The 25628-nt window shown below is 73.3% G+C and carries 21 protein-coding genes and 1 pseudogene; 11 read left to right on the forward strand and 11 right to left on the reverse strand.

Annotation, left to right across the window (positions count from 1 at the left end):
* Positions 1 to 533 precede the first annotated feature (533 nt).
* Positions 534 to 1493, reverse strand: a complete 960-nt coding sequence (locus ACOTKD_RS14865) for a 2OG-Fe(II) oxygenase (RefSeq protein ID WP_424889407.1) — start codon at positions 1491 to 1493, stop codon at positions 534 to 536.
* A 156-nt stretch (positions 1494 to 1649) separates the two neighbouring features.
* Between ACOTKD_RS14865 and ACOTKD_RS14870 the strand changes: the two genes are divergently transcribed.
* Positions 1650 to 2966, forward strand: coding sequence for an alpha/beta hydrolase (locus tag ACOTKD_RS14870; protein WP_424889408.1), 1317 nt, complete (start codon positions 1650 to 1652; stop codon positions 2964 to 2966).
* Positions 2967 to 2994: 28 nt separating this feature from the next.
* Positions 2995 to 5517 carry a bifunctional lysylphosphatidylglycerol flippase/synthetase MprF gene (locus tag ACOTKD_RS14875; RefSeq protein WP_424889409.1) on the forward strand — a complete coding sequence of 841 codons (2523 nt, stop codon included), beginning with the start codon at positions 2995 to 2997 and terminating at the stop codon, positions 5515 to 5517.
* 41 nt (positions 5518 to 5558) lie between these two features.
* Here the strand turns inward: ACOTKD_RS14875 and map are convergent, their stop codons facing one another.
* On the reverse strand, positions 5559 to 6326 hold the full coding sequence (gene map, locus ACOTKD_RS14880; RefSeq protein WP_424889410.1) for a type I methionyl aminopeptidase: 768 nt from the start codon (positions 6324 to 6326) through the stop codon (positions 5559 to 5561).
* Positions 6327 to 6397: 71 nt separating this feature from the next.
* Here map and ACOTKD_RS14885 point away from each other — a divergent pair, with 71 nt between their 5' ends.
* Together ACOTKD_RS14885 and ACOTKD_RS14890 are read left to right on the forward strand one after the other, a co-directional pair.
* Positions 6398 to 6676 carry a helix-turn-helix domain-containing protein gene (locus tag ACOTKD_RS14885; RefSeq protein WP_424889411.1) on the forward strand — a complete coding sequence of 93 codons (279 nt, stop codon included), beginning with the start codon at positions 6398 to 6400 and terminating at the stop codon, positions 6674 to 6676.
* Between the two features lie 118 nt (positions 6677 to 6794).
* Complete coding sequence (locus tag ACOTKD_RS14890; protein ID WP_424889412.1) at positions 6795 to 8015, forward strand: FAD-dependent oxidoreductase; 1221 nt, start codon at positions 6795 to 6797, stop codon at positions 8013 to 8015.
* 23 nt (positions 8016 to 8038) lie between these two features.
* On the opposite strand, the gene ACOTKD_RS14895 is transcribed toward ACOTKD_RS14890, so the two are convergent.
* A complete protein-coding gene (locus ACOTKD_RS14895; RefSeq protein ID WP_424889413.1) occupies positions 8039 to 8662 on the reverse strand; it encodes a TetR/AcrR family transcriptional regulator in 624 nt (207 codons plus the stop codon).
* Between the two features lie 112 nt (positions 8663 to 8774).
* Entirely contained in the window at positions 8775 to 9236 is a 462-nt protein-coding gene (locus ACOTKD_RS14900) for a hypothetical protein (RefSeq protein ID WP_030365714.1), read from the reverse strand.
* A 261-nt stretch (positions 9237 to 9497) separates the two neighbouring features.
* On the opposite strand from ACOTKD_RS14900, the gene ACOTKD_RS14905 reads away from it, so the two are divergent.
* The 3 genes from ACOTKD_RS14905 to ACOTKD_RS14915 all read left to right on the forward strand — a co-directional run bounded on the left by ACOTKD_RS14905 (position 9498) and on the right by ACOTKD_RS14915 (position 12606).
* Positions 9498 to 11072 (forward strand): helix-turn-helix domain-containing protein, encoded by a 1575-nt coding sequence (locus ACOTKD_RS14905; protein ID WP_424889414.1) that lies wholly within the window; start codon positions 9498 to 9500, stop codon positions 11070 to 11072.
* Positions 11073 to 11468: 396 nt separating this feature from the next.
* A complete protein-coding gene (locus ACOTKD_RS14910) occupies positions 11469 to 11660 on the forward strand; it encodes a DUF2795 domain-containing protein (protein ID WP_424889415.1) in 192 nt (63 codons plus the stop codon).
* 76 nt (positions 11661 to 11736) lie between these two features.
* The gene (locus ACOTKD_RS14915; protein WP_424889416.1) at positions 11737 to 12606 is read left to right on the forward strand and encodes a class I SAM-dependent methyltransferase; all 870 of its coding nucleotides are present in this window, start codon (positions 11737 to 11739) and stop codon (positions 12604 to 12606) included.
* 143 nt (positions 12607 to 12749) lie between these two features.
* Here ACOTKD_RS14915 and ACOTKD_RS14920 read toward each other — a convergent pair whose 3' ends face one another.
* The gene (locus ACOTKD_RS14920) at positions 12750 to 14204 is read right to left on the reverse strand and encodes a hypothetical protein (protein WP_424889417.1); all 1455 of its coding nucleotides are present in this window, start codon (positions 14202 to 14204) and stop codon (positions 12750 to 12752) included.
* A 230-nt stretch (positions 14205 to 14434) separates the two neighbouring features.
* The gene (locus ACOTKD_RS14925) at positions 14435 to 15604 is read right to left on the reverse strand and encodes a methyltransferase (RefSeq protein WP_424889418.1); all 1170 of its coding nucleotides are present in this window, start codon (positions 15602 to 15604) and stop codon (positions 14435 to 14437) included.
* Between the two features lie 191 nt (positions 15605 to 15795).
* On the opposite strand from ACOTKD_RS14925, the gene ACOTKD_RS14930 reads away from it, so the two are divergent.
* Positions 15796 to 16617, forward strand: a complete 822-nt coding sequence (locus tag ACOTKD_RS14930; protein WP_424889419.1) for a hypothetical protein — start codon at positions 15796 to 15798, stop codon at positions 16615 to 16617.
* A gap of 18 nt (positions 16618 to 16635) precedes the next feature.
* Here the strand turns inward: ACOTKD_RS14930 and ACOTKD_RS14935 are convergent, their stop codons facing one another.
* The 3 genes from ACOTKD_RS14935 to ACOTKD_RS14945 all read right to left on the reverse strand — a co-directional run bounded on the left by ACOTKD_RS14935 (position 16636) and on the right by ACOTKD_RS14945 (position 19739).
* On the reverse strand, positions 16636 to 17472 hold the full coding sequence (locus tag ACOTKD_RS14935; RefSeq protein ID WP_424889420.1) for a hypothetical protein: 837 nt from the start codon (positions 17470 to 17472) through the stop codon (positions 16636 to 16638).
* Positions 17473 to 17697: 225 nt separating this feature from the next.
* Positions 17698 to 19263, reverse strand: a complete 1566-nt coding sequence (locus ACOTKD_RS14940; RefSeq protein ID WP_424889421.1) for an AMP-binding protein — start codon at positions 19261 to 19263, stop codon at positions 17698 to 17700.
* Between the two features lie 140 nt (positions 19264 to 19403).
* Positions 19404 to 19739: a glyoxalase superfamily protein gene (locus tag ACOTKD_RS14945; protein WP_424889422.1), complete on the reverse strand. Its 336-nt coding sequence runs from the start codon at positions 19737 to 19739 to the stop codon at positions 19404 to 19406.
* A 268-nt stretch (positions 19740 to 20007) separates the two neighbouring features.
* On the opposite strand from ACOTKD_RS14945, the gene ACOTKD_RS14950 reads away from it, so the two are divergent.
* On the forward strand, positions 20008 to 20499 hold the full coding sequence (locus tag ACOTKD_RS14950) for a hypothetical protein (protein ID WP_424889423.1): 492 nt from the start codon (positions 20008 to 20010) through the stop codon (positions 20497 to 20499).
* 387 nt (positions 20500 to 20886) lie between these two features.
* On the opposite strand, the pseudogene ACOTKD_RS14955 reads toward ACOTKD_RS14950, so the two are convergent.
* Positions 20887 to 22278, reverse strand: a pseudogene (locus ACOTKD_RS14955) (glycoside hydrolase family 6 protein); the annotation flags it as partial.
* Positions 22279 to 22401: 123 nt separating this feature from the next.
* Here ACOTKD_RS14955 and ACOTKD_RS14960 point away from each other — a divergent pair.
* Positions 22402 to 23367, forward strand: a complete 966-nt coding sequence (locus ACOTKD_RS14960; protein ID WP_424889476.1) for a TIGR03557 family F420-dependent LLM class oxidoreductase — start codon at positions 22402 to 22404, stop codon at positions 23365 to 23367.
* Positions 23368 to 23399: 32 nt separating this feature from the next.
* Here ACOTKD_RS14960 and ACOTKD_RS14965 read toward each other — a convergent pair whose 3' ends face one another.
* A complete protein-coding gene (locus ACOTKD_RS14965) occupies positions 23400 to 24461 on the reverse strand; it encodes an ATP-dependent DNA ligase (RefSeq protein ID WP_424889424.1) in 1062 nt (353 codons plus the stop codon).
* Positions 24462 to 24550: 89 nt separating this feature from the next.
* On the opposite strand from ACOTKD_RS14965, the gene ligD reads away from it, so the two are divergent.
* Entirely contained in the window at positions 24551 to 25594 is a 1044-nt protein-coding gene (gene ligD, locus ACOTKD_RS14970; protein WP_424889425.1) for a non-homologous end-joining DNA ligase, read from the forward strand.
* Positions 25595 to 25628 lie beyond the last annotated feature (34 nt).

The raw sequence follows: 25628 nt of genomic DNA on the forward strand, positions 1-25628 counted from the left end.
CTCCTCGCCGTGGTCTGGCGGTATGCGTGCATACGCGGTCAGCGAATCATGGCCGGGTCGGGCCGGGGGATATTCGTTCCGGCCACTTTTTTCGGAGCGTATTACTTGATCGGGACTGCTGGTATTAGCGCATGAACGGTATGGATTCCTGTTCGAGAACGATGCGTCCGGCGCTGCGGGGATCGCGGGCTTCCGGCGTCACCAGGGAATATGCGGAAAGTGCCGCCGCCGGAACCCCTCCCGGATATGCATGTGCATGGCATGGATCAATTGCCAGGACCTCACCGGCCGTTACGGACCGGGCTGGGAAGGGGCCCGGCGCACGTGACGATCTGTGGCCCGCTCCTTTCCCATGCCGCCGGATGCTCCGCCCGGACCGCGGCATCGCGGCCGGACGTGTGCGCGAGGGAGCGCGCCGGAGGGCGGGAATGCGCCTGCGGGCCGCCCCGCGTGCCCGTGCGCGCGCCCTGCCGCAGGCTCGCGCGGCCCGCGGCAGGGCCGAGGGGGCACGGGGGAAGCGGCCGGGGCGGCGGTCAGCGCAGGTCGTCCCAGGTGATGACCGGGCTCGCGGAACGCAGGCCGAAGTCCACGGCCGGGTTCCGCACGGGCCACTTCAGGCGCAGCCAGCAGGGCACGGTGGCGGCAATGCCGTCGTCGGCCGCGAGGTGCCAGAACGTATTGGAATCCTGGCGGGCGAAATACGGGCAGAACAGCGAGATCACCAGCGTCACCCGGTGGCCCTTCGTCACGGGCGTGACCGCGTGGAAGATGCGGCTGCCGTGGAGGAAGAGCGTCGCGCCGCGCTCGCCGAGGTCCGCCTCGCGGAATCGGGAATCGTCCGCCACCGGCCCGGGGAATTCGTCCGTGCGGCCCCGGAAGTATGTGAAGCGGCCGCCGTCGTAGTCGTCGTAGCCGCTGAGCTGAATCGTGAAGACGTAGTCCATGCCGTCGCGGTGCCAGCGGACGCCGCCCTGCCGGCCCTCGCCCTCGCCGTAATTGATCTGAGCCGTGGGCAGCCGCAGCGGATGCGGAATCAGCGGAATGCCGACCAGCCGCGAACAGGTGAGGAGGAATTCGCGGTCGCGGATCATGTTGGCGATGAACGGCGAGAGGAGATCGGCGGCGCGCAGCCGCCGCGTCGCGGTGAACCCCGCGTCCTGCGCCGCCGCTTCGAGCTGCTCGCACACCGCGGTCAGCCGCTCCAGCCCTTCGTCCGTCAGGAGGCGCCACGGCCCCGCGATGGCCGTGTCGTCGACGCGCCCCTGCGCCCGCAGGAGTTCGCCGTCGCGGTACCCGAACTCCCGCAGCGACACCCGCGGCACGTCCGCGCGGGGCGCGACGAACCGGCTCCGCCAGGGCGGCTCCGCGGGCAGCCGGGCGCTGCGCAGCGGAGGCCGGGCGCGCAGCGCCTTCACGACCTTCCGGAATCCGTCGGGAGCCTGGGGCAGATCGAGTGCGCTCGGTCTGCCGCTCACTTTCGGCGCTGCGGGCACGAGGCATCTCCTTTTCGGGAAACGCATGCGGCGGAACCGGCCGACGGGCCATCCGAGAATCTCTCACCGGGCCGGGCCGCTGACAAGAGCCGCGGCACACCTTCCTGAGTTGCTGCATTTATGGAGATATGTAGCATTTTCAGGGAGGTGCGATGGATGCAGATCTCCGCAGGCCCGCTGGACTGGTCCCTGGTGAGCGGATGGATTCCGGTCGCCCTCCTGGCCGTGGGACTGTGCGCCCTCGCGGCGCTCCTCTTCTCCCGCCGCCGCACCTGGTGGACCCGGTGGGCCCCGGCGGCCGTCCTGCTCGCCGCCGCCGCGACCTGGCTCCTGCGCACCGCCGTCGACGACTGGTGGCAGCCCTTCCCCGACCCCCTGCCCACCGGCGTGGTGGTCTGGGCCGGGATCGCCGTCCTCGGCGTGTGCCTCGCCGCCTTCCGCGTCCCGCTGCTCCGCCCGCGGTACTGGGCCGGTGCCGTCCTCGTCGGCCTCCTCGTCGTCCTCCTCGGCGCCTCCGAGATCAACCGGCACTTCGACCAGTACCCCACCGCCCGCAGCGCCCTCAACTCCTGGCTCACCAAGACCACGAGCATCACCGAGGCCACCGGGCGCACCGAACCCGTCCTGCGCGTCCCCGCCGGCAGGACCGTCGCCGACGTCTGGCGCCCGCCCGCCGGCATGGCCCAGCACGGCACCCTCTCCCAGTCGCCCGTCCCCGGCGCCAGATCCGGCTTCCACGCCCGCAGCGCCTACGTCTACCTCCCACCCGCCTACCGGGCCGTGCCGCGCCCCCTCCTGCCGGTCGTCGTCCTCATGGCCGGCCAGCCGGGATCGCCCGACGACTGGATCAACTCCGGGCGCCTCGTCGGCATGATGGACGCCTTCGCCGGCGAGCACCGCGGCCTCGCGCCCGTGGTCGTCGTCGTGGACCCGCTCGGCTCCCAGTTCGCCAACACCCTCTGCCTCGACTCCCGGCTGGGCAACGTCCAGACCTACCTCGCCACCGACGTCCCCGACTGGATCCGCTCCCACCTCCAGGTCGCCCCCGACCGCACCTCCTGGGTCATCTCCGGCATCTCCTTCGGCGGCACCTGCTCGATCCAGCTCGGCGTCAACGCGCCCCAGGTCTACGGCGTCGTCAACGACATCTCCGGCCAGGAGGCCCCCACCCTCGGCAGCCGGCAGAAGACCGTCGACAAGGCGTTCGGCGGCGACACCGCGGCCTTCGCCGCCGTCAACCCCCTCGACGTGATGGCCCGGCAGCGCTTCCCCGGCACCAAGGCCGCTTTCGTCGCCGGCAGCACCGACAGCACCTACCGGCCCCAGCAGCGCAAGGTCTACGAAGCGGCCGTCAAGGCCGGCATGCGGGCCGAGTGGGTCCTGCTCCCCGGCGGCCACAGCTGGCAGGTCTGGCGGCCCGGCCTGGAGCGCCAACTCCCCTGGATCTCCCGTGAGACGGGGCTGACCCGATGAGCGACTCCCGTGAGGCAGGGCCCGTCCGATGAGCGAGACCACCGCCCCGCCGCCCGCGCCCACCCCCGGCGACAGCGCCCACCCCTGGCGCGTCACCCTCGACCGGCTGCTCGTCCCCGTCCGGCACGCGCCCTTCACCCTCGGCTTCCTCGCGGTGCTGTGGATCGTCGGAGCGGTCACCGGCAGCCTCGGCAGCGGCCCGAGCCGGCACCGCATGGAACACGTCGGCGTCGGCGTCCCCGCCCTCGCCGAAGGCCGCTGGTGGACCCCCGTCAGCTCCCTCCTGTGGTGCCCGGGGCTCGGCGGCTACCTCGGCGCCACCGCCATCATCCTGCTGCTCGTCACCCCGGCCGAGCGGCGCCTGGGCGTCGCCCGCACCGCAGCCGTCCTCATCGGCGGCCAGATCCTCGGCACGCTCCTCGGCACCGGCATCGTCCAGCTCGGCAACGCCGCGGGGGAGTGGTGGCTGGAAGAGCTCGCCGGCTACCTCGCCGTCTCCCCGACCGTCGGCGCGCTCGCCGTCGGCGGCGTCCTCAGCTACCGGCTCACCGCCCTGTGGCGCCGCCGCACCCGCCTCGGCATCGTCGCCTTCGCCCTCGTCATGACCCTCTACGTCGGCCACCTCCAGGGCGTCCTGCGCCTCGGCGGCGCCGCCGTCGGCCTCCTCCTCGGCGCGGTCCTGTACCGCCGGGCCGGGCCGCTGCGCCTGCGGCACTCCTCCCACGCCGAGGCCCGCGTCCTCGTCGCGCTCGTCGTGGCCGCCGCCGCCATCGGCCCCATGGTCGCGATCCTCTACCGGGACGCCTACGGGCCCCTGAACTCCTTCCAGATCTACGTCTCCGTCCAGCCCACCGGGCAGGAGGTCGCCGACGCCTGCGCCGCCTCCGCCGAGGACTGCCACTTCGTGCACGCCCTGCGGAACTTCTACGACTCGCCCGCCGCCGTCATGGCCGTCCTCGTCCCCGCGCTGATGCTCGTCCTCGCGGAAGGGCTGCGCCGCGGCCTGCGGCTCGCCTGGGGCCTGGCGGTGCTGGTCCACCTCGCCTGGACCGCCCTGTTCTCCTGGTGGCTGCACGACTTCCTCAGCCACCCCGCCGGCTGGGCCGCGCCCGCCGAGCGCTCGACGTACGCCCAGGCCTTCGCGGAACAGATGCTGCTGCCCGTCCTCATCGTGGCCCTCCTGATCGTCACCCGCGCCCGCTTCGGCCTGCGGCTGCCGCGTACCGCGACCCGCGGCCTCGCGGCCGTCGCCGGCGGCTCCCTCGTCCTGGCCTGCGCCGCGTACGTGGGCATCGGCTACGCCGTGCGCGACCAGTACGACCCCGCGGCCACGCCCTCGGTGCTCTTCTCCGGGCTGGCGTCGGAGTTCCTGCCGCCCACCCTGCTCGCCACCTTCACCGACTGGCCGGTCCCGGTCGGCGGTACGGCCCAGGCCCTCTTCCACTACTGCGGACTCGTCTTCTGGCTCGTCACCCTCGTCGCGCTGCTCGTCACCTTCCGCCGCCCGCGCCTGCACACCGACGCCGACGCCGCCGTGCGCGCCCGCGAGCTCCTCACCGCGCACGGCGGCTCGACGCTGTCGTTCCTGACGACCTGGGACGGCAACTACTACTGGTTCGACGCGGCCGGTCGCTCCGCCGTGGCCTACCGGGTGATCGCCACCGTGGCCCTGACCACCGGCGAGCCGTTCGGCGCGCCGGACGCGCGGGCGGCCGCCGTCGGCGGTTTCGCGCGCCACTGCGACGAGCGCGGCTGGACGCCGTGCTTCTACAGCGTGGGGGAGGAGGCCCGCGCCGCGGCGGAGGCGCTCGGCTGGCGCTCGGTGCAGGTCGCCGAGGACACCGTCGTCCCCCTGCCCGGCCTCGCCTTCACGGGCAAGAAGTGGCAGGACGTGCGGACCGCGCTCAACAAGGCCAAGAAGGAGGGCATCACCGCCGAGTGGTGGTCCTACCCCGAGGCGCCGGTCGCCCTCACCGACCAGATCCGGTCCATCTCCGAGGAATGGGTCGCCGACAAGGGCCTGCCGGAGATGGGCTTCACCCTCGGCGGCCTGGAGGAGCTCGACGACCCGGCCGTGCGCTGCCTCATCGCCGTGGACGGCGACCGCACCGTGCACGGGATCACCAGCTGGATGCCGGTGTACGAAGCGGGCCGGCCGGCCGGCTGGACGCTGGACTTCATGCGGCGCCGGGCCGCCGGCTTCCGCGGCTCCATGGAGTTCCTCATCGCCTCGGCCGCGCTCGGCTTCCAGGAGGAGGGCGCCCGCTTCCTCGGCCTCTCGGGCGCCCCGCTCGCCCGCAAGGCCACCGAGGAACCCCCGGCGGCCCTGCAGCGGATCCTCGACTACGGGGGCAAGGTCCTCGAACCGGTCTACGGCTTCCGGTCGCTGCTGAACTTCAAGTCCAAGTTCCAGCCGGAGTACCACCCCCTGTACATGGCCTACCCCGACCCGGCCGCCCTGCCCGCCATCACCCGCGCCATCGGCAAGGCGTACCTGCCGCACATGACGGCGGCCCAGGGCGTACGGCTGATGCGGCAGTTCTCCGCCTGAGCCGGGCGGCGGACCCTACGGGGAGTCATCCGGGAGATGACCTACGGCAGCGTCAGCACCCGCGGGCCGTCCTTGGTGATGGCGACCGAGTGCTCGATGTGCGCGGCACGGCTGCCGTCGGCGGTGCGTATCGTCCACCCGTCGGCGTCCGTGCGGTAGGCGTTGCTGCCGCCCGCCATGAGCATCGGCTCCAGCGCGAGCACCAGGCCGTGCCGCAGCGTCATGCCCCGGCGCGGACGGCCCCGGTTGGGCACGTGCGGGTCCTCGTGCATCTCCCGGCCGATGCCGTGGCCGCCGAAGTCCGCGGGCATGCCGTAGCCCCCGGAGCGGGCGACGCTGCCGACGGCGTGGGAGATGTCCCCGATGCGGTTGCCGGGGACGGCCGCGGCGATGGCGGCGTCCAGCGCCCGCTGGGTGGCGTCGATCAGGGCGGTGTCGGCCGGGCGCGGCGTGCCGACGACGAAGCTGATGGCGGCGTCGCCCGTCCAGCCGTCGAGCTTGGCACCGCAGTCGATGCTGACCAGGTCGCCGTCGCGCAGCGCGTAGTCGCTCGGGATGCCGTGCACGATGACGTCGTTGACGGACGCGCAGATCACCCCGGGGAACGGGGTGGGGGCGAAGTCGGGCTTGTAGCCCAGGAAGGGGGAGCTCGCCCCGGCGTCCTTGATGACGGCGTGCGCCGCCTCGTCCAGCTCCCTCAGCGTCACGCCCGTCTTCGCCGTGTCGCGGACGGCGGCCAGCGCGTTGGCCACGATGCGGCCCGCCTCGCGCATGGCGTCCAGCTCGCCGTCGGTCTTGATCTCCACCATGGTTCCGGAACTCCCCTGGCTCGTCACCAATTCTTATACCGGTATTAGTATCACGGTCTAGAATCCGCCCCATGGTGAGGACCCCCTTGACCCCCTGGGAGCGGCGGCGCGGCGAGCGGCTCGGCGCCCTGCTCCGCCAGGCGCGCGGCGAGCGCAGCATGGTGGAGATCGCCGCCGCCGCGGGCTTGTCCGTGGAGACGCTCCGCAAGATCGAGACCGGCCGCGCGCCCACCCCCGCCTTCTTCACGATCGCGGCGCTGGCCTCCGTGCTGGGCCTGCCCATGGAGGAGCTGGCGGCCGCTGCCGCGGCGGGCGCCGACGCGGAGGAGCGTGAAGTGCTGACGGCGTGAAAGGGGCGCTGCGACGCCGTTCCTGACGGCTCTTCCGGCCCTCGCGAGACAGCGACTGACCGATCGGTTAGATTACTGACCGATCGGTCAGAGTCATGCTCGACGAGAGGCGGGACGCATGGAACGCACGACGTGCTGTGTGGTGGGCGGAGGCCCCGCAGGGATGATGCTGGGACTGCTGCTGGCCAGGGCCGGGATCCGCGTGACCGTCCTGGAGAAGCACCGCGACTTCCTGCGCGACTTCCGCGGCGACACCGTCCACCCCTCCACCCTGCGCCTGCTCGACGAACTCGGCCTCGGCGAGCGGTTCGCGGAACTCCCCTTCCCCAAGCTGGAGGAGATGCGCATGGAGATCGCCGGCACCACCGTCGTCGCGGCCGACTTCCGCCGCATCCCCGGCCGCCACAAGTACATCGCCATGGTCCCCCAGTGGGACTTCCTCGACCTGCTGGCGAGCGCCGCCGCGGCCGAACCCTCCTTCACCCTGCGCATGTGCACCGAGGTCACCGGCCTGCGCAGGGAAGGCGGCCGGGTGACCGGCGTGCGCTACACCGCCGGGGACGGCACCCCCGGCGAAATCGCCGCGGACCTCACCGTCGGCTGCGACGGCCGCCGCTCCGTCGTCCGCAGGGAGGCCGGGCTGGTCCCGGAGGAGTTCGACGTCCCCATGGACGTGTGGCAGGTCCGCGTGGAGGCACCCCGCGGCGGCATCAAGGACGGCCGCGTCTTCGCCCGCTTCGGCGACGGCCAGGCCGCCGTCACCATGGACCGCGGCACGTACTTCCAGACCTCCTACCTCATCGCCAAGGGCCGGGACGCCGAACTGCGCTCCCACGACATCCAGTGGTTCCGCGACCGGCTCGGCGGCCTCTTCGGCTGGGACGCCGGCGTGACCGCCGCCATCGGCTCCTGGGACGACGTCAAACTGCTCGACGTGTCCATGGGGCGGCTCCCGCGCTGGTACGGCAACGGCGTGCTCTGCATCGGCGACGCGGCCCACACCATGTCGCCCGTCGGCGGCGCGGGCGTCAACCTCGCGGTCCAGGACGCCGCCGCGGCCGCCCGCATCCTCGCCCGGCCGCTGCGCGAGGGCACGGTCTGCGGCCACGACCTCGAACGGGTGCAGAAGCGCCGCACGCTCCCCACGGCCCTCGTGCAGCAGTCGCAGCAGGGCGAACACCGCCTGATCCGCAGCGCCCTCGACGGCACCCTGCGCCCCGGCACCCTGCCCCTGCCGATGAGACTGCTGCGCCGGGCCCGTCCCCTGCGCACCGCCACCGCGTTCCTCGGCGGGATCGGGATACGGCCCGAGCGCGCGCCCGCCTTCGCGAGGGCGTAGGAGGCGGCCCCGGACGTACGGGCTCAGTCCCGGGCCCGCACCGCGTTCAGCGTGAACGTCACCAGCTCGTCGGCCGCCGCGTCGAGGTCCATCCCCGGGTCGGCGAGCCAGTGGGAGACCACCCCGTCGATCGCACCGCCGATCGCGAGGGCGGTCACCCGCGTGTCGAACGCGCGCAGCCGGCCCGCCGCCTGCCCCGCCGCCAGCAGCTCCATCAGGCCCTGCAGGCGGCCGCCGGTCTGGTGCCGGCCCGGTGTCTTCAGCCGCGTGCCGCCCTCGTCGTCGAGGAGCATCTCGATGATCACGCGCACGTGGCGCCGGTTGGCCTGCTGGTAGCCGACCATGGCCCGGACGTAGGCGACGAGCGCGTCGAGCGGGTCCGGCTCCCGCTCCACGCGCTCGGTGACGTACGCGGTGAACTGCTCCAGCACCTGCGTCAGCGCCGTGCGCGTGAGGTTGTCCTTCGACGAGAAGTGGTAGAGGACCGCGGCCTTGGAGATGCCCGCCGCCTCCGCGATCGCCGACAGGGACGCCGCCGGGTACCCCCGCGTGGAGATCAGGTCGATCGTGCTCTCGACGATCTGCTGCCGGCGCGCCCGCTCCGTGAAGGTCGGCTCGCCGGGGGCAGCACTCCGGCGGGGACTCATCGTGACGCCACCTCTTGTTCTTCTCGCGCTCGGCCCGGGCCGTCGCCCCTGCGGGCGACACCCGACCGTACACCGCGCCGCTCGTGGACGGGCCGGCAGGACCCGGCCCCGCTCAGTCCCACCAGTTGAACAGGACGTCGCCCAGGCACCCGGGCTTCCAGTAGCGGATCTCCGTGAGCTCGGCCGGCGACAGCTCCGAGACGTCGACCTCCTCCAAGGGGGTCATCAGCTCCTTGACCCCCATCACCCGCAGCCCCGCCGTCTCGAAGACCTGCGCCCACAGCGGCGGGTCCGCGAACCCGGGCACCGGCTCGCCCTCGCGGACCGCGTCCGTCGTGAAGGCCACCACGGGCAGATGGACGTGGCCCAGGGCGGTGAACACACGGCCGTACCCGTCGCTGAGCGTCGCCCGGCGGAACGTCTGCACCTCGCCGGGGACCACCTCGCCGGCCCGCCCCCGGGCCTCCATGGCCGCGGTGAAACAGGCGGCCCGGAACAGCGCCGCCTCGGTCCGCGGCAGAGGGGCCTCGTGCGGCCCCCGGAATCCCGTAGCGCCCCGCGCCAGACGGATCAACGTGCCTTCCCTCCCATACCACCCCTCTCCCGCAGTCACGCCCGTGACTTCCATGACGTGCTGCTCCTCCCTACCCAGCACAACGCGCGAACCGCTGCCGCGTACGCCTCTCCCGCAGTGCGCGCGGCCTGCCGCGCCACGGCACGCACCCCCCGGCGCGCGCGCGGCCAACGCGCCTCACCGCAGCGGCGCGAGCACCCTTCTTTCCCTCAAGTAGCCTTGGGGAAAAGAAGGGTGAAAAACGGGGAAAGGGGTGGAAGCGTGGCCACGGACGACGACAGCGGCGAACGGCTGCGGCAGGCACGGGAACACGCGGCGCGGCTGACCCGGCTGCTGGACTTCGCCCGCGCGGGCGAGAACGGCGACGACACGGCCCTGCGCCGCCTCGTCACCTGGCTCGCCGGCACCCTCGGCGGCACCGTCACCCTGACCGGCCGGAACGGCGAACCCCTCGCCGGCACCGCCGCCCACGCGGCCGTCGAGGAACGCGCCGGGAAGCTGCTGCACCACGTGGCCGGCGGCCGGCTCCACGCCGCGGCGGCCGACGACCGGCACGGGCAGCTGCGCCTCGTCGCCGTCGGGCGCGGCGCCCCGCACCCCGTCCTCGCCGCCGGCCTGCCGGGCCCGTTCGACGAGCAGGCCGCGGCCCTCCTCACCCACGCCGCCGGAGTCCTCGCCCCGCTGCTCCGGGCCCGCGAGGCCGCCGAGCACCGCCGCAGCGCCGAACACGCCATGGCCTGCCTGCGGCTCGCCGTGTTCCAGCTCCTCATGGGCGGCGAGGTCACCCTCGCCCAGCGCACCGCCGCAGGCCTCGCCCCCGGCCTCCTCGACGCCGACACGGCCCGCGTCATCGTCCTCGAACAACAGGGGCACCGGCGCGACGCCCTCCTGCGCGCCTGCGAAGAAGCCACCGGAGGCCGGGCCCTGACGGTGCGCTGCGCCGCCTACGACACCCAGGTCATCGTCGTCGCCCCCACGACGGACCGCGGCACACCGGGAGACGGCGGCGGCACCGCACCCGCCGCCGCGCTGCGCCGGATCACGGCCGGCCGGCCCGGCGTCTTCCTCGGCGCCAGCTCCCTCCACCCCCTCTCCCAGGTCGGCGAGGCGTACGGCGAGGCGGCCCGCGCCCTGGCCGTGGCACGCTTCCGGCCCGACCGGGTCGCCGAGCACAGCACACAGACCAGGCTCGCCGAGCTCCTCGACCCCGCCGCCTCGCGCGCCTGGGCCGCCCGCGTCCTGAAGCCGCTCGGCGCGCTGCCGTACCACGCGCGCACCCCGCTGCTCGCGACCGTCGGCCTCGGCCTGGAGTTCACGGCCGTCAACGCCGCCAAGATCCTCGGCGTCAGCCGCAACACCGTCCGCGCCCGCATGGACAGGGCCGCCACCCTGCTCGGCGCCGACCTCGCCGACGTACGCGCCCGGGCCGTGCTCCACTTGGCGCTGCACCTGCACGCCACCGCTCCGGCGCCCTGCCCGGCGCCCGGCGAGGCGCCCCCGCCCGCGGGCCTGGGGCGGCTGCTCGCGTCCGACGGCCTCCGCGCCTGGGCGGGGGAACTCCTCGGGCGGCTCACCGCCGACGACCGCGACCTGCGCCGGACCCTGCGCGTCTGGATCGCGGAGAACGCGGCGGTCGAGGGCGCGGCGGCCCGCCTGGGCATCCACCCCCGCACCGTGCGCGAGCACCTGCGCGGCGCCGAACACCTGCTGGGCCGCCGGCTCGTCCCCGGCGGCGGCGACCTCTACGAGGTGGTCCTCGCCTGCGCCGCCCTGGCCGAGGTGGAGCTCGGGTCCGGGCCGGGCCGCGTGCCGTGCGCGGCGACCGTGCACGGGTGACAGCCGGCGGCGCCCGACCGTGCACCCGTGACGTGTCCGGTCCCGGCCGCCCGCGCATAACGTAAGCGGAACCGGCGCCGCCCAGCGCCGGTTCCACGGGGGAACGGTGCCGCCGGCCCGACCACCCGGCGAGCCCGTCCACGCCCGCCGATCAGCGCGCGGGCGTGGACGTCAGCCGGACCGGAGCCGTGCCACCGCACGGCACCCGGGCGCACGCACTTGGGGGTGCGCCCGCGCCCGGGGCCGGCGGCCCGTCCGCAAGTGATAAGGGGGCCCGGGACGGGGCCCCCTTTCGCGTTGAGGGTGTGCCCTGTCGGCTCCGGGCCGGGTAGCGGTCCAGGGGCAGGGTTGTCAGAATCGAACGGAAGGAAACGCAATATATCGGGAGGAACCGTTATGGCCGAGAACCCGATCAACGTGCAGGAAGTCCTGAAGGGCGCGCACTTCCCCGCCCGGGGCAAGGACCTCGCCCGGGTCGCCGAGGACAATCATGCGTCGAACGACGTGGTCAGACGCCTGCAGGAACACTCCAAGGACACTTACAAGACCCCCACCGATGTCGAGCGGGAGGTCTTCGGCAAGGGCTGAGCCTGCGCGCTCGTCCTTCGGGACGGCCTCGAAAATCGTTCGCGCGTCCGCGGTCCGCCTCGCTAGCGTCACGCCCGTGACGACGACCGGCGAACGGGCGGACGGCGGGCGGTGCGGCCCCGCCGCGAACTGGCGCGAGGACAATCGCGCGCTGTGGGACGAGAGGGTGCCCCTCCATACGGAGAGCGCCTTCTACGACGTGGCCGGCTTCAAGGCCGGCCGCAACGATCTGCGCGGGTTCGAGGCGGACGAGGTCGGTGACGTCGCCGGCAAGCGCCTGCTCCATCTGCAGTGCCACATCGGCACCGACACCTTGTCCTGGGCCCGCAGGGGCGCCTCGGTGACCGGTCTGGATTTTTCCGGCCCGGCGGTGAAGGCCGCGCGGGCGCTGGCGGCGGAGGTGGGCGAGGAGCGGGCCCGGTTCGTCGAGGCCGACGTGTACGACGCGCCGGCCGCGCTGCGGGGCGAGACCTTCGACATCGTCTACACGGGCTTCGGTGCCCTGTGCTGGCTGCCCGACCTGACGCAGTGGGCGCGCACGGCGGCGGAGCTGGTCGCGCCGGGCGGCTTCCTGTACCTGGCGGAGTTCCATCCGGTGGCCATGTGCCTGGGCGAGGACGGCAGCGCTTTCGCCGAGGACTACTTCACCCGGGGGCCGTTCACGTACGACGAGCCGGGTTCGTACGCCGCCCTGACCGCCGCGACGCGGCACAACCGCTCGGTGGAGTGGCAGCACTCCCTGGGCGACGTGGTCAGCGCGGTCACCGCGGCGGGCCTGCGGCTGGAGTTCCTGCACGAGCACGACTTCACGCTGTTCGAGTACCTCGACGGCATGGTCCGGGCGCGGGACACCAGCGGCAGCCGGGGCGGCGAGAGCACGGTCTACCGGCTCCCGGAGGGCCGCCCGCGCTTCCCGATGGTGTACTCGCTGCGGGCCTCCGCATAACCGGGCCTCCGCATAACCGGGCCTCCGCATAACCGGGCCTTCAAGCAACAGAGCCTTCAAGCAATAGGGCCTTCACACAGCAGGGCACCGGTGCGCGCACGTTCCGCGGCGCGCACCGGTGCCCTCACCCCGTGTGCGGGGACCTACTTGCGGCGGGAGCCCGTCGAGCCGGGGCCCTCGCCGCCCGCCAGCTTCCACTCCTTGTGGAGCGAACCCAGCGGGATCGGCTTCTCGAAGATCGGCGTGCCGAAGATCTGCAGCTGGAGCTGGAGGGCTCCCGCGAGGTCCAGCCCGCCGTAGGCGCCCCACTTGCCGGTGGCCGAGGCCTTGCCGTCGGCGGACGCCGTGGCGCTGCCTTCCGCTTCCGCCCGCAGATACGGGGCGACGTCGGCCTTCACGCCGACCGCGCCGTACAGACCCACCGACGCCTCGGCGCCGAGCGCCGCCTTCACCTTGCCGGCCGCGGTCACGGACGCCTGGGGCGAAGTGGCCGAGAAGTCGGAGGTGTTGACCGGCGACCAGCCCTTGCCGCGGTTGTACGCGCCGCCGACGCGGAAGCCTCCCTTGAGGTCCTCCTTCACGTCGACGTTGACGTGGCCGTCGGCGTCCACCTGCAGGTAGCAGGTGAGGCCGAGGTTGACCACGACCGGCACCGGGCCGACCTGGATGACCGGCGAGGCGTGCAGCTTGGCGAACGGCACGCGCAGCGGCTTGCCGTCCGTCGAGGCGGCCGCCTGGCCCTTGAGCTCCCACTGGGAGGACCAGTCGCCCGACAGCGAGACCGAGGCGCTGGCCGGCGCGCCGCCGAAGCCCGCACCACCGCCGTCGTAGGCGAAGTCGACCTCCGGAGCCAGCTGGACGAAGCCGGAGGCCGACGCCGCGGCGGACACCGGGGCGTCCTTGGCGGTGGCTATGGACGTGCCGACGTCGAGCCGCAGGTTGCCCAGCGGCACCTTCGCACCCTTGGGCCCGAAGTGCACGTTGCCCGTCTTCGTCCACGAGGCCTTGACGCCCTTGACGAGCGGCTCGACCTCGACCGTGGACGGGTCGACGGGCACCGAGCCCTTGGCCTGGGAGTCGCCCAGCAGGGCGCCCAGGGTGGCGGGAGCGGTGTTGACCTCGGTGCCCTGCTCGGTCTTGCCGAGCACCTTGGTGACCTTGGCGAGGACACCGTCGGGGGCGCCGGGGGCGGGCGCGCTGGCGATGATGTCGCCGACGTCCACCTGGTCGCTCTTGCCGGGCGCGGCGCTGCTTCCGGCACCGGCCGAGCCGGACGGAGCCGGGGTGCGGCCGGGGGCCAGGCCCTTCGGGGGCTTCGCGGCGCCGGAGATGACGGCGCGTCCGCTGCTCTTGTCGAATGAGGCGACCTTCAGCGCGGACTTCTGCGCCGTCTTTCCGGAGCCGGAGGGACGGGCCACCGCGCTCGGTGCGCCCGCGCCCTCGGGCGCGGCCCGGACGGCGAGCTGGGGTTCCGCGGCGGGCGGACGGGCGGCTGCTGCCTTCTCGGTGCCGGAGCCGGGGTCACTGCCGGACGGCCCGGAGGCCGCGGAGCACCCGGTGGCGAGCAGGGAGGCAGCGGTGATGGCGGGTAAAGCCATGAATCGTGCGGACTTGCGCAAATTCGATCCTTGAGGGCGTGAGGTGGGGGCGGGCCGAAGGGGTCGACACCTCGGCCCGCATCACACGGCATGGGCGGGAAACCGGACGGCTACCCGCCGGTAACAGCATGATCATGCCATGGTCGCAGGGGCCCTCAGAAGCCCTAAACCACTGGCGGGCAGTGATCTGAGTCACTGCCCGCCAGTGGGGTCGTCCGGCTCCAAGTCGTTTAGTTTTTAACCGCCTTGAGGACGACGAACTTCGGGTCGCTCGCCACGGTCTCGCAGTTGCCGAAGAGCTTGCGCAGCTTCACGTGGTAGCCCAGGTGCCGGTTGCCGATGACCCACAGCTCGCCGCCGCGGCGCAGCGCGGCGCGCGACCCGGTGAACATGCGCCAGGCCGTCGCGTCGGTGGTCGACTGGTGGGAGTGGAAGGGCGGGTTGTTCAGCACCAGGTCCACGGACTCGGCGGGCACGCCCGCCAGGCCGTCACCCACCCGGAACTCGGCCTTCGCCCGCGGGCCCGCGTTCTCCCGGAACGTGGCCTCGGCGGACGCCACCGCCTGGTAGGACTCGTCGACGAACATCACCTCGGCCTGCGGGTTGGCCAGTGCCGCGGCCGTCCCGACGATGCCGTTGCCGCAGCCGAGGTCCACGACGCGCTCCGGGCCGCGCCGCTGCGGCAGGTTGCGCAGGAAGAACCGGGTGCCGATGTCGAGGCGGTCGGCGCAGAAGATGCCGGCGTGGTTGGCGACCGTCAGCCCGGAGGCCGGCCCGATGCCCAGGGGCAGGGCGTAGCGGTGCGGCCAAGGGCTCCCGGACCGCGGGATCGCGGGGTCCGGCGAGCAGAAGATGAGCCGGGCCTTCTTCACGGCCAGCGAGGTGCGGGTGGGACCGGCGATCCGCTCGAACAGCTTGAGCGTCGAGGTGTGGATCTCGGTCACCTTGCCCGCGCCGGCGACGACGCTCCCGGCGTGGAGCCGGGGCGCGAGCCGGTGCAGCTGGTCCTCCAGGAGCGCGAGGCTCTTGGGCACCCGGACCAGCAGGACGTCGATGCGGTCCGGCGGGGTGTCCCTGGTCGACAGGAGCGTGACGGCTCCGGCGTCGACGCCGTTGCGCTCCAGGTTCCGCAGCGTGGCCTGCCGGGCCAGGAACGAGTCGGTGATCTGCACGGGCCGGGCGCCCTGCCGGGCGAGGGCGGTGGTCAGCGCGCCCCACCGGTCGCCCAGGACGGCCACGGTGCCGGACAGGTCCGTGGGGCCGTCGGCGCTCTCCGCGCTCCCCGCCAGGTGCTGGAGCAGGTACTCATCGGCGGCGTCCCAGGCGCGGAGCTGGTCGCGCGGGTCCTCGGGGAAACGGGTCAGGACCAGCTCGCCCCACGGCGTCATCAAACGGTTCATTGTGCCCACAGGCTAGTCGAGACCCCTGGCGCAGGTGAGCACGGCCGCCCCGTAGCGCGGGTCCGTACGTGTGCCCCGCCCCATCGGGACCGTGCCGAACCGCGGGTTCGGTCACTGGGTAACCTGCCCCCCGATCACTGGGTAAAGTGTCGCCGCCGTACGAAACATCGCAGGTGAAACGGGGTCAGAGCATGGGCATACTCAACCGGGTGAAGAACCTGGGCGACCAGGTGGGAACGGCGGCGACCGCCTTCGGCAAGGACGTCGCCCACGCCGTCCAGCGCGGCGTCGACGCCGGGCGCACCGGCACGAACGCCTCCGGCGACTGGGTCCTCTCCGTCCTGCGCTCACTGCCCGCCCCCGCCGCGCCCACGCCCGTGGAGTGGGAGTTCTCCCTCGGCGCCCTGATCTGCCGCCACCCCAAGGTCCCCGCCGTCACCGCCAAGGCGCTGCGTCCGCTGGACGGCATCGGCGCCCTGCGCTTCGGACCCGACTCGGTCGGCTTCGACGGCGAGGACATCCCCTGGGACAAGGTCGTCCACCTCCAGCTGCACGACGCGTTCAGCGCCATGACCACGGAGGCGCTCGACGCCGAGATCGACCGGATCCGGGACCTGCTGCCCATGCTCCCCGGGCGCAAGTGGGTCGTCACCAAGGTCGTCGAAGGCCTCGCGTCCGTCATGCTCGCCGCGCTGGAACAGGCCGGCGAAAAGCGGCTGGAGACCGTCGACGTCGCCTGCGAGATCACCTACCGCGGCGCGCTCGGCATGAAGAAGACGCTGCGCGCCAACATGTTCAGCACGGCCCTGCTGGCCCAGCAGGCCGAGGTCATGCACAGCCTCGTCCTCACCGCACAGGCCAAGGGCGTCCCCGTCCTCCCCGCCGAGCCCCCGCTGCACGGCACGAAGACCGGCGAGCGGGTGCTCGCACTGCGGGCCCGGACCGACACGGTGGCCGCCCAGCTGCGGGCCGAGCAGGGCGGGGAGGCGCCGGCGCCGGATCCTGCGCCGTAACCACCCGTCCGGGGCGACTCACCCGCCCGAGGGCTGCTCCTCCGCGAGCTCCGACATGACCAGGCCCTGCGCCACGAACAGCCGCATGCCGGTGATTCCCGCGCGGGGCGGGACGGCGGGCCGGCGGCCGGACGTCAGACAGGGCCCGGAGCGGGAGACCAGCGTGGCCACCGGCTCCCAGTTCCGGCCGCCGAGGGCGTCCTGGGCGGCCGTCATGACCGCCACGGCGGCCGCCGGCCGCTCGGGATCCTCGTCTCCGGGGACGACGGCGACGGAAAACCGGAGCGCCTCTCCGCCAGTGGGAGCGTCCACCACCTGAATGCCGCTTTCCGGCACACCCGGACGGGGGAACCGCACCCGCAGCCGCCGGGCTTGTTCCCGTACGAGCTCCCGTGCTGATGCGGCGTCGAGCCCGGCCACCTCCGCATGGAGGACGACCACGAGGCCGAACAGGGAAGCCATGGTCTCCATGAGCTCCAGGGCTTCGTCGTCCGTCAGGACGGACGACTGGTCGACGGCCAATCCGCGGGGCTCGTCGGGATCGCGTCCGATCCGGATGCAGACCCCGGACGCCCCGCACACCGTCACGGCGTCCGGCCGGCCGCCGTCGTCGGCCCACACGACGGCGTCCCGGTCCTCGACGTCCACGTCGAGACTCCCGGCGTCGAACCCCAGCCGTTCGAGCAGCGGGGCGGCAGCGGTGCGCAGCACCTCGTCGACGTCGTCGCTCTCCGGCGCGGGAAGCACCAGGAGGAATTCGACGGTGAATCCCTCACCGGCATCGTCGGGGTCGGTGGCCCAGGCGTCGGCGGCCAGCGGCCGGAGCTCGTCCGCGAGCGGGCGGAATTCCCTCAAGGCCGCGTCCGCGCAATCCGCTGAGGAAGTCCGGAGCGTGACGCGGGCGACGACATCGGTTGGCTGAAACTGCATCGGAGCGAACTGCGGCTTTCCGGCGGGAGGGTCGGAGCTGATCCGTGGTCAGGGGATTCTTGCTCACGGGGAGCGGTACGGCCCAATTGTTTTTGCGCGGGGGCCGGCCGCACGGCCCCCGCGCATCCGACCGCCGTGGTCAGCGCTTCGTCAGCGCGTCGCCGCCGCGGCCTCCGCCTCGCGCCGGAGCAGCTTCTTGTCCGGCTTTCCGGCATCCGTGAGCGGGAGGGCGTCGATGAACGAGACGTGGGCGGGCTCGTACATCGCGCCGCGCTCGTTGCCGACGAACTCGCGGAGCTCCTTCTCGTCGAGTTCACTGCCGGGGGTCCGCACGACGGCCGCGTACACCTGCTCCATGCGGTTGGCGTCCGGGACGCCGAAGACCGCGCTCTGCAGCACCTGCGGGTGGGTGTTGAGCAGGTCCTCCAGTTCGGTGGTGTACACGTGGCCGCCGACCACGACGATCATGTCCTTGATCCGGTCGACGATGGTCAGGTAGCCCTCCTCGTCGAGGAAGCCGATGTCACCGGTGTGCAGCCAGCCGTCCCGCAGGACCTCGGCGGTCAGTTCGGGCTGCTTCCAGTACCCGGTCATGATGTGCTCCGAGCGCACGCAGACCTCGCCGTGCTCGCCGGCGGGCAGGTCGCGGCCGGACTCGTCGCGTATCGCGATCTCGACGCCGTTCATGGCCTTGCCCGCGGTGCGCAGCCGGGCCGGGTTGTCCGGATCGTGGTCCTCCGGGCCGAGCACGCTGATGCCGCCGGCCTCGTTCTGCCCGTAGAACTGGGTCAGGACGTGCCCGAAGCGCCGCACGGCCGAGGCGAGGCGGGCCGGGGAGGACTGGCAGCCGCCGTAGGTGACGTTGCGGAGGCTGGAGGTGTCGGTGCGGTCCGCGTCCGGGTGGTCCATCAGCTGGTACAGCAGGGGCGGCAGCAGGAACATGTGGGTGATGCGCTCGCGCTCGATGGTCGCGAGGGCCTCCGCCGCGTCGAAGTCGTCGAGGAGGACGACCGTGCCGCCGTCCGTGCGGAGGGTGACGTCGGCCAGCAGGCCGGCGGCGTGGGCGAGCGTCGTGCAGACCAGCTGCCGCATTCCGTCGTCGCTGCGGCCCTCCGGCTCCAGGATCTCGTCGACGTCGTCCTGGAAGCCGGGCAGCCGCTCGAAGGCGGTGCAGATGGCCTTGGGGTGGCCCGTGGTGCCGCCGGTGTGGCGGATCATGCAGATGTCCTGGGGGCGGGCGAGGCCCGAGAGCGGCTCGGCCGGCTGCCCGGCGGCCAGCTCCAGCAGGTCGGTGCCCTCCGTGCCCGGACCGAGCAGGAGCACGTCCTGGACGCCGGTCAGCTCCGCCAGCTCGGCCGCTCGTCCGGCATAAGCGGGGTCGGCTATGAGGGCGCGGGTCTCGACGTCGCGCATGATGGTGGCCTGGACGTCGGCCGACAGCTTGTTGTAGAGGTGGTTGACCGCGCAGCCGATCAGGTTGGCCGCGTAGCGGGCGGCGATCGTCTCGGGCAGGTTGCCGCTGAGCAGGGTGACGACCTGCCCGGGCTGCACGCCCCGGGCGCGCAACGCGCGTGCCATCCGGTGGACGAGGTCGCGGAGTTCACCGGCGGTGACGCGACGGTCGTGGTGGACGACGGCTGTCCTGGTGGGGTCGGCTCCCAGGATGTCGAGGTTCCGCTCCACGTATGTGCGGAACTGCTGCGCCGTGGCGGTCATGCGTCATTCCTCCTGATGCGGCAAGGCGATTGCCAGCAGTTGACTTAGGCAACCAGTTCGATGCTAGTGCCATTGATCAACAGCTCCAAGTCGGGAGGAGCCCCGGACGGGGCGCGCCGGGCCGAAACGTCGATATTCGGTCAACGGGCGGTCGGAGTGCCCACCCGCAGCCGGTTGCCGTCGGGGTCCCGCAGCTCGATCTCCCGGGCCCATGGGGCGTTTTGCGGGGGAACGCCGAACTCGGCGGCGACCGCGTCGACATCGCGCACCCGCAGATAGACCAGCGTGCCGGGCCGGGCGTCGCCCTCGTGCTCCGACAGGAACAGCCGCACCGGCCCGCGGGCCACCTCGACGAAGGCCGGAAGGCCCGGTTCGAAGCGGTGCTCCCACTGCTCGGCGAATCCCAGGCGCGCGTACCAGGCGACCGCCGTCCTCGCGTCCTCGACATAAAGCACCGGGATGACTTCTTCGTCCACGGGCCCATCATTCCAGAACCCCGGCAGCGCCCGGTTGTTGTGCTTTGCCGACGAATGCACTCTTCAGGGCGCTGCCGGCCCCTCCGCTTCTCCGGCCCGATTTCCTGCGATCTTGGTTCACTCGCCGGGGACATCCCGCTAATGTGGGCCCGCCTAGGCAGTTCCCCCCACGTGTCGGCAGCGAACTGCGTGCCCGCGGAAAAGCGGAGTCACGGATTTCGAAGTGCGGCTTCCTTCCTGACCGTTCCGATCGTGGAGTTGCCCGAGCATGTCTTCCCGCATATCCCTCCCGGCCTTTCGCCGCCGCCGGGCCGTCGCCTGTGCCGTCGCCCTCGCCGGCGTTCTGGCGCTGGCCGGCTGCACCGGGGGCGACGAGGATGCGTCACCGGCGAAGAAGCCCTCGCCCTCCGTCTCCGCACCGGCGTCCGCGGCCCCCTCCTCGCCGTCGCCTTCGCAGGCGCCTTCGGCGTCCCCGACCGCGCTGCCGTCCCGCGGCGGTGCGCCGTCGCCGGTCCTGCCGAAGCCGTCCCGCAAGCCCGCGACGCCGCCGGCCGCCGGGCACACGGGCGCGGCCGGCTCGTCGGAGCACACGCAGGCCCCGCGCGAGGCCGGTACGACGTGCGAGCTCCGCTCCAGCGCGGGCAACTGCTACAAGGCGGGCCAGTACTGCCGCACGGCCGACGTGGGGGCGAGCACGCACGACGCACAGGGCCGGCTCATGAGCTGCGGCGGCAGCGGCAAGCCGCGCTGGCACTACTGAGCCCGGCCGGTCCGGCCCCCTCCGTTTGGGCCGGCCCCGCCGAGGGCCCCCGGATCACCCGTCGGGCGGGTCCACGGGCGGCCCGGCGGGTGCCGGCCCACTGCCCGGGCCACCGCCTTGCCCGCTGCCCGGTCCGGATGACGGCGCTGCGGTCGGCGGGGCCGGTACAGGAGCCGGGGGCACGGGAGCGGGAGCCACCGGTGCGGGCGCCGTCGCGGGGCCGGAGGCGGCCGGGGGCGCCGAAGCGTCCTCGGCGGGCGGGAGCCCGGCAGCGGTCCCGGGAGGCGCGGCCGGCGGTGTGATCGGCACTTCCGGCTCCCCGGGCTCCAGCGACGGGCGCGTGGGCCGCCCCGGCGTGGCGCGGGCGAGTTCGAGCGCGTACTCCGCCCACCAGCGGCCGGCCGGCGGCGCGCCGCGGCAGGCGCCGTCGGACTCGCCGGGCCGTTTGACCCACAGGAACGCGTCGATGCGCGGGTTCCCGGTGGCGGTCGTGGGAGGAGTGCCGAGGGCGCGCCCGGGCGGGTTGCACCAGGACTCGGGCTCGTGCTCGCCCTCCTGCGCGTGCTGGGGCTCGGCCTCGTGCACCGCCTGGTGCCCGGCCTCCGGCTCGCCCTCGCCCTCGGGCTCCTGCTCGCCTTCGTCGCCTTCCGTCACGCCGGCTTCCGCCTCCTCGGCGCCGTCCAGTTCCTCCAGCTCCCGCAGGTCCTCCAGCTCCTCCAGCTCCTCGTCGGGGTCCACCCTCCCCGCCGCGCGCCGGGCTTCGGCCGCGGGGGCGTGCGGCCGGCCCTTGGACGGCCGCTTCTTGGACGGGCCGCCCTTCGGCCGGTCGTCCTTCTTCTTTTCCCTGCCCTTTTCCTTGCCCTTGTCTTTGTGAGGCGGCTCGGGCAGCGGCCCGTTGCCGTTGCGGCTCGTGTCGATGACGTAATGAGCGCCGCCGAGCAGCGCCGAGAGGTGGTCGCCGTAGGCGCGTGTGACCGGCGTCGTGTGGAAGTTGGAGACGTTGAGCGCGAAGCCGTCCGCCTCCGCGATCCCCGCTTCGGTGAGCGCCGTCACCATCAGGTTCTGGTCCTTGATCCAGCCGGGGTTGCCGGCGTCGATGTAGACCGAGACCCCGGGCCGGGCCTTGAAGGTCCGCACGGCCTGGGCGATCAGCGCCGTCCGCTGCTTGGCCGCCGGGGCGGGCACGCAGCCGGACGCCCACTGGGCGAGCGCGTCCGGTTCGAGGACGATCCAGGCCCGGCGCGCGCCGATCCCGGCCGCCGCCCGCGAGGCCCACGTGCGGTAGTGGGCGGCGTCGGGGGCGCCGCCGGACGAGTACTGACCGCAGTCGCGCTGCGGGATGTTGTAGGCCACCAGGACGGGGATGACCCCGGCGCGCTCGGCCTGACGGGTGACGTTCTCGGCCTGCGCCTTGGGGTCGTCGCCGGTCAGCCAGACCGCCACCGGTTCGCGCGCGATGCGCTGCAGGACCCGCGCGTCGTCCTCGCGCCCCCGCTCCCGCCACACCTCCACCTGGCGGGCGGCGGGCCCCCGTGGCTCGACCCAGAAGGGGGACGCGGCGTCGAGGCTCTCCTCGTCGTCCGTCAGCGCCCCCTTGGCCGGCCAGGCCAGGGACATCGCCGCGGCGCACGCGCAGGCGGCCGCCACGAGGGCCGCTCCGTACCGCAGCGCCTTCTTCCTTCCGGCCGCGGGCGCCCGGTCCTGGTGGGGCCGGGCTCCGGGCCGCCGAGCGTCATATGGCATCGATCCCCCGCACTTCATATTGGCTGATCGGTCCATTTCAGACACGGTGGCAGGTGCCGGTCCGTCAGACACGTCGGGTTACGCCGAACGGGACGCCGCGAATCGCTCTGTCGACACATCGTCAGTTACGTGCGTGCCGTCCCCGGGAAGCCGAGCCGCATGGTGCAGATCGGCTACACGATGATGACCGAGCAGGCGGGCCCCCGGGACCTCGTCGCGCACGTGGTGGGCGCGGAGGAGGCGGGGTTCGACTTCTCCGTCACCTCCGACCACTACTTCCCCTGGCTCGCCTCGCAGGGCCATTCGCCCAACGCGTGGGCCGTCCTGGGCGCCGCGGCGCAGGCGACGTCCCGGATCCCGCTCATGACCTACGTCACCTGTCCGACGACGCGCTATCACCCGGTGGTCGTCGCCCAGCAGGCGGCCACCCTCCAGTTGCTGTCCCAGGGGCGGTTCCGGCTCGGGCTCGGCTCCGGCGAGAACCTCAACGAGCACGTCGTGGGCCACGGCTGGCCCGGAGTCAGCGTCCGCCACGAGATGCTCGAAGAAGCCGTGTTCATCATCCGGGCCCTCTTCGCGGGGGACCTCGTCAACCACCACGGCACCCACTACGACGTCGACCACGCGAGGCTGTGGGACGTCCCCGTGCCCGCCCCGCCCATCGGGATCGCCGTCTCGGGCGAACACTCCTGCCGGCTGGCCGGGGGCGCGGCGGACCTGGTCATCGCGACGGAGCCGAAGCGCGAGCTGCTGGAGGCCTTCGACCGGCACGGCGGCGCCGGGAAGCCCCGGATCGGGCAGCTTCCCGTCTGCTACGACACCGACCACGGCGCGGCGGTCGAGCGGGCCCACGAGCAGTTCCGCTGGTTCGGGCTGGGCTGGAAGGTCAACGCCGAGCTGCCGCACGACGCCTCCTTCGCCTCCGCGTCCGCCTCCGTCACGAAGGAACAGGTCGCCGAGGGGATCCCCTGCGGCTCCAACGTGGACCGCTTCGTGGAGGCCGTACGGGCGTTCACCGACGCGGGGTTCACCGAGGTCGCGCTCGTGCAGATCGGCGGTGGGCACCAGGAGCCGTACCTGGAGTGGGCCAGGAAGGAGCTGCTCCCCGCCCTGCGCACGCTCTGAGCGCGGGCCGCCGTCCGGCGGGCCGCCGTCCGTCACAGCGCGAGGACGTCGGCGAGCTTGTAGTCCGCCGGCTCCTCCAACTGGGCGTACGTGCACTGGTGCGGTTCGCGGTCGGGGCGCCAGCGGCGGAACTGCGTGGTGTGCCGGAAGCGGTCGCCCTGCAGGTGGTCGTAGGCGACCTCGCACACCCGCTCGGGCCGCAGCGGCACCCAGGACAGGTCCTTGGTGCCGGTCCACCGGCTGGGGCCGCCCGGCAGCCGGCCGGCCGCCTGCGCCTCCTCGCTGGTCCACTCCTGCCACGGGTGCCCCTCGGCCGTGGGCATCCGCAGCGGCTCCAGCTCGGTCATGAGCTCCTGGCGCCGGCGCATGGGGAACGAGGCGCAGACGCCGACGTGCTGCAGGCGCCCGGCCGGGTCGTAGAGGCCGAGCAGCAGCGAGCCCACGACGGGCCCGCTCTTGTGCGGGCGCAGCCCGGCGACGACGCAGTCGGCCGTCCGCTCGTGCTTGACCTTGGCCATGGCACGCTCGCCGGGCCGGTACGGGGAGCCGGGCGGCTTGGCGACGACCCCGTCGAGCCCGGCCCCCTCGAACTGCTCGAACCACGCGTGCGCCGTCTCCAGGTCGTACGTGGCCGGCGCGACGTACACCGGGGCCGAGACTCCCCGCAGCGCCGTGGTCAGGGCGTCGCGCCGGTCCCGCTGCGGGGTCGCGAGCAGGGACTCCTCGCCGAGGGCGAGCAGGTCGAAGGCGATGAAGCTCGCCGGGGTGACCTCGGCCAGATGGCGGACGCGCGAGGCGGCGGGGTGGATGCGTTCGAGCAGGGCGTCGAAGTCCAGGCGCCCGCCACGGGTGATGACGATCTCCCCGTCGAGCACGCAGCGGGGCGGCAGCTGTGCGCGGAAGACCTCCACCAGCTCCGGGAAGTAGCGCGTGAGGGGCTTGCTGGAGCGGCTGCCCAGCTCGACGTCGTCGCCGTCGCGGAAGACGATCGCCCGGAAGCCGTCCCACTTCGCCTCGTACAGCATGCCGGGCGGGATGGCCGCGACGGACTTCGCGAGCATCGGCTGCAGCGGCGGCATCACGGGGAGATCCATGACCGCGATTGTGCGGGCGCCGGGCTCCGGCCGCCTCTCCGCGGAGCCGCCCGCGGGCGCGGCCCGGCGCGGCCGCCTAGCGTGAGGACATGGCACAGGAGGCGCTGGAGCTCACCGTGGGGGAGCGGACGGTACGGCTGTCGCACCCGGACAAGGTCTACTTCCCCGAGCGCGGCTACACCAAGTACGACCTCGCCCGCTACTACCTCGCCGTCGCCGACGGCATCGTCCGGGCCCTGAAGGACCGTCCGACCACGATGGAGCGCTACCCGGACGGGGTGCGGGGGGAGTCCTTCTTCCAGAAGCGGGCGCCGAAGAACCTCCCCGAGTGGATCCCGACCGGGCGCATCGCCTTCCCCAGCGGCCGCTACGCCGACGAGATCTGCCCGGGCGAGGCGGCGGCCGTGGTGTGGGCCGCGAACCTCGGCTGCGTGACCTTCCACCCCTGGCCGGTGCGCCGGACGGACACCGAGCACCCCGACGAGCTGCGCATCGACCTCGACCCGCAGCCGGGCACCGGGTACGCCGACGCGGTCCGGGCCGCCGTCGAACTCCGCGACGTCCTCGACGGCCTGGGGCTGACCGGCTGGCCCAAGACGTCGGGGGGCCGGGGGCTGCACGTCTTCGTGCCCATCGCGCCGCGGTGGACCTTCGTGCAGGTGCGCAGGGCCGCCATCGCCGTCGCCCGGGAGCTGGAGCGGCGGATGCCGCAGGAGGTCACCACGGCGTGGTGGAAGGAGGAGCGGGGCGCCAAGGTGTTCGTCGACTACAACCAGACGGCCCGTGACCGCACCATCGCCAGCGCCTACTCGGTGCGGCCCCGCCCGCACGCCCCGGTGTCCGCGCCGCTGACGTGGGACGAGGTGACCGGCGGAGCGGTGCCCGAGGACTTCGACCTGGCGACCATGCCGGCCCGGTTCGAGGCCGTGGGCGACGTGCACGCGGGCATGGAGGACGGGCCGTGCGGCCTGGAGTACGCCCTGGAGCTGGCCGACCGGGACGAGCGCGAGCACGGCCTGGGCGATCTGCCGTACCCGCCGGAGCACCCGAAGATGAAGGGCGAGCCGAAGCGCGTCCAGCCCAGCCGGGCCCGGAAGGGGCCGGACGAGGGGTCCGCAGACACGAAAGAGTGAGGGCGAATTGCCCTGGTTTATCGAAGATTGCGGC

The organism is Streptomyces sp. XH2 (genome assembly GCF_049725035.1).
In the GTDB taxonomy this organism is placed as follows: domain Bacteria; phylum Actinomycetota; class Actinomycetes; order Streptomycetales; family Streptomycetaceae; genus Streptomyces; species Streptomyces roseoverticillatus.

What these genes read in the sequence shown, in the direction of transcription:
- ACOTKD_RS14870 (WP_424889408.1), top strand. Translation starts at nt 1,650, where the DNA reads ATGCAGATCTCCGCAGGCCCGCTGGACTGGTCCCTGGTGAGCGGATGG.
- ACOTKD_RS14875 (WP_424889409.1), top strand. Translation starts at nt 2,995, where the DNA reads ATGAGCGAGACCACCGCCCCGCCGCCCGCGCCCACCCCCGGCGACAGC.
- map (WP_424889410.1), bottom strand. Translation starts at nt 6,326, where the DNA reads ATGGTGGAGATCAAGACCGACGGCGAGCTGGACGCCATGCGCGAGGCG.
- ACOTKD_RS14885 (WP_424889411.1), top strand. Translation starts at nt 6,398, where the DNA reads ATGGTGAGGACCCCCTTGACCCCCTGGGAGCGGCGGCGCGGCGAGCGG.
- ACOTKD_RS14890 (WP_424889412.1), top strand. Translation starts at nt 6,795, where the DNA reads ATGGAACGCACGACGTGCTGTGTGGTGGGCGGAGGCCCCGCAGGGATG.
- ACOTKD_RS14895 (WP_424889413.1), bottom strand. Translation starts at nt 8,662, where the DNA reads ATGAGTCCCCGCCGGAGTGCTGCCCCCGGCGAGCCGACCTTCACGGAG.
- ACOTKD_RS14910 (WP_424889415.1), top strand. Translation starts at nt 11,469, where the DNA reads ATGGCCGAGAACCCGATCAACGTGCAGGAAGTCCTGAAGGGCGCGCAC.
- ACOTKD_RS14920 (WP_424889417.1), bottom strand. Translation starts at nt 14,204, where the DNA reads ATGGCTTTACCCGCCATCACCGCTGCCTCCCTGCTCGCCACCGGGTGC.
- ACOTKD_RS14925 (WP_424889418.1), bottom strand. Translation starts at nt 15,604, where the DNA reads ATGAACCGTTTGATGACGCCGTGGGGCGAGCTGGTCCTGACCCGTTTC.
- ACOTKD_RS14930 (WP_424889419.1), top strand. Translation starts at nt 15,796, where the DNA reads ATGGGCATACTCAACCGGGTGAAGAACCTGGGCGACCAGGTGGGAACG.
- ACOTKD_RS14940 (WP_424889421.1), bottom strand. Translation starts at nt 19,263, where the DNA reads ATGACCGCCACGGCGCAGCAGTTCCGCACATACGTGGAGCGGAACCTC.
- ACOTKD_RS14950 (WP_424889423.1), top strand. Translation starts at nt 20,008, where the DNA reads ATGTCTTCCCGCATATCCCTCCCGGCCTTTCGCCGCCGCCGGGCCGTC.
- ACOTKD_RS14960 (WP_424889476.1), top strand. Translation starts at nt 22,402, where the DNA reads ATGGTGCAGATCGGCTACACGATGATGACCGAGCAGGCGGGCCCCCGG.
- ACOTKD_RS14965 (WP_424889424.1), bottom strand. Translation starts at nt 24,461, where the DNA reads ATGGATCTCCCCGTGATGCCGCCGCTGCAGCCGATGCTCGCGAAGTCC.
- ligD (WP_424889425.1), top strand. Translation starts at nt 24,551, where the DNA reads ATGGCACAGGAGGCGCTGGAGCTCACCGTGGGGGAGCGGACGGTACGG.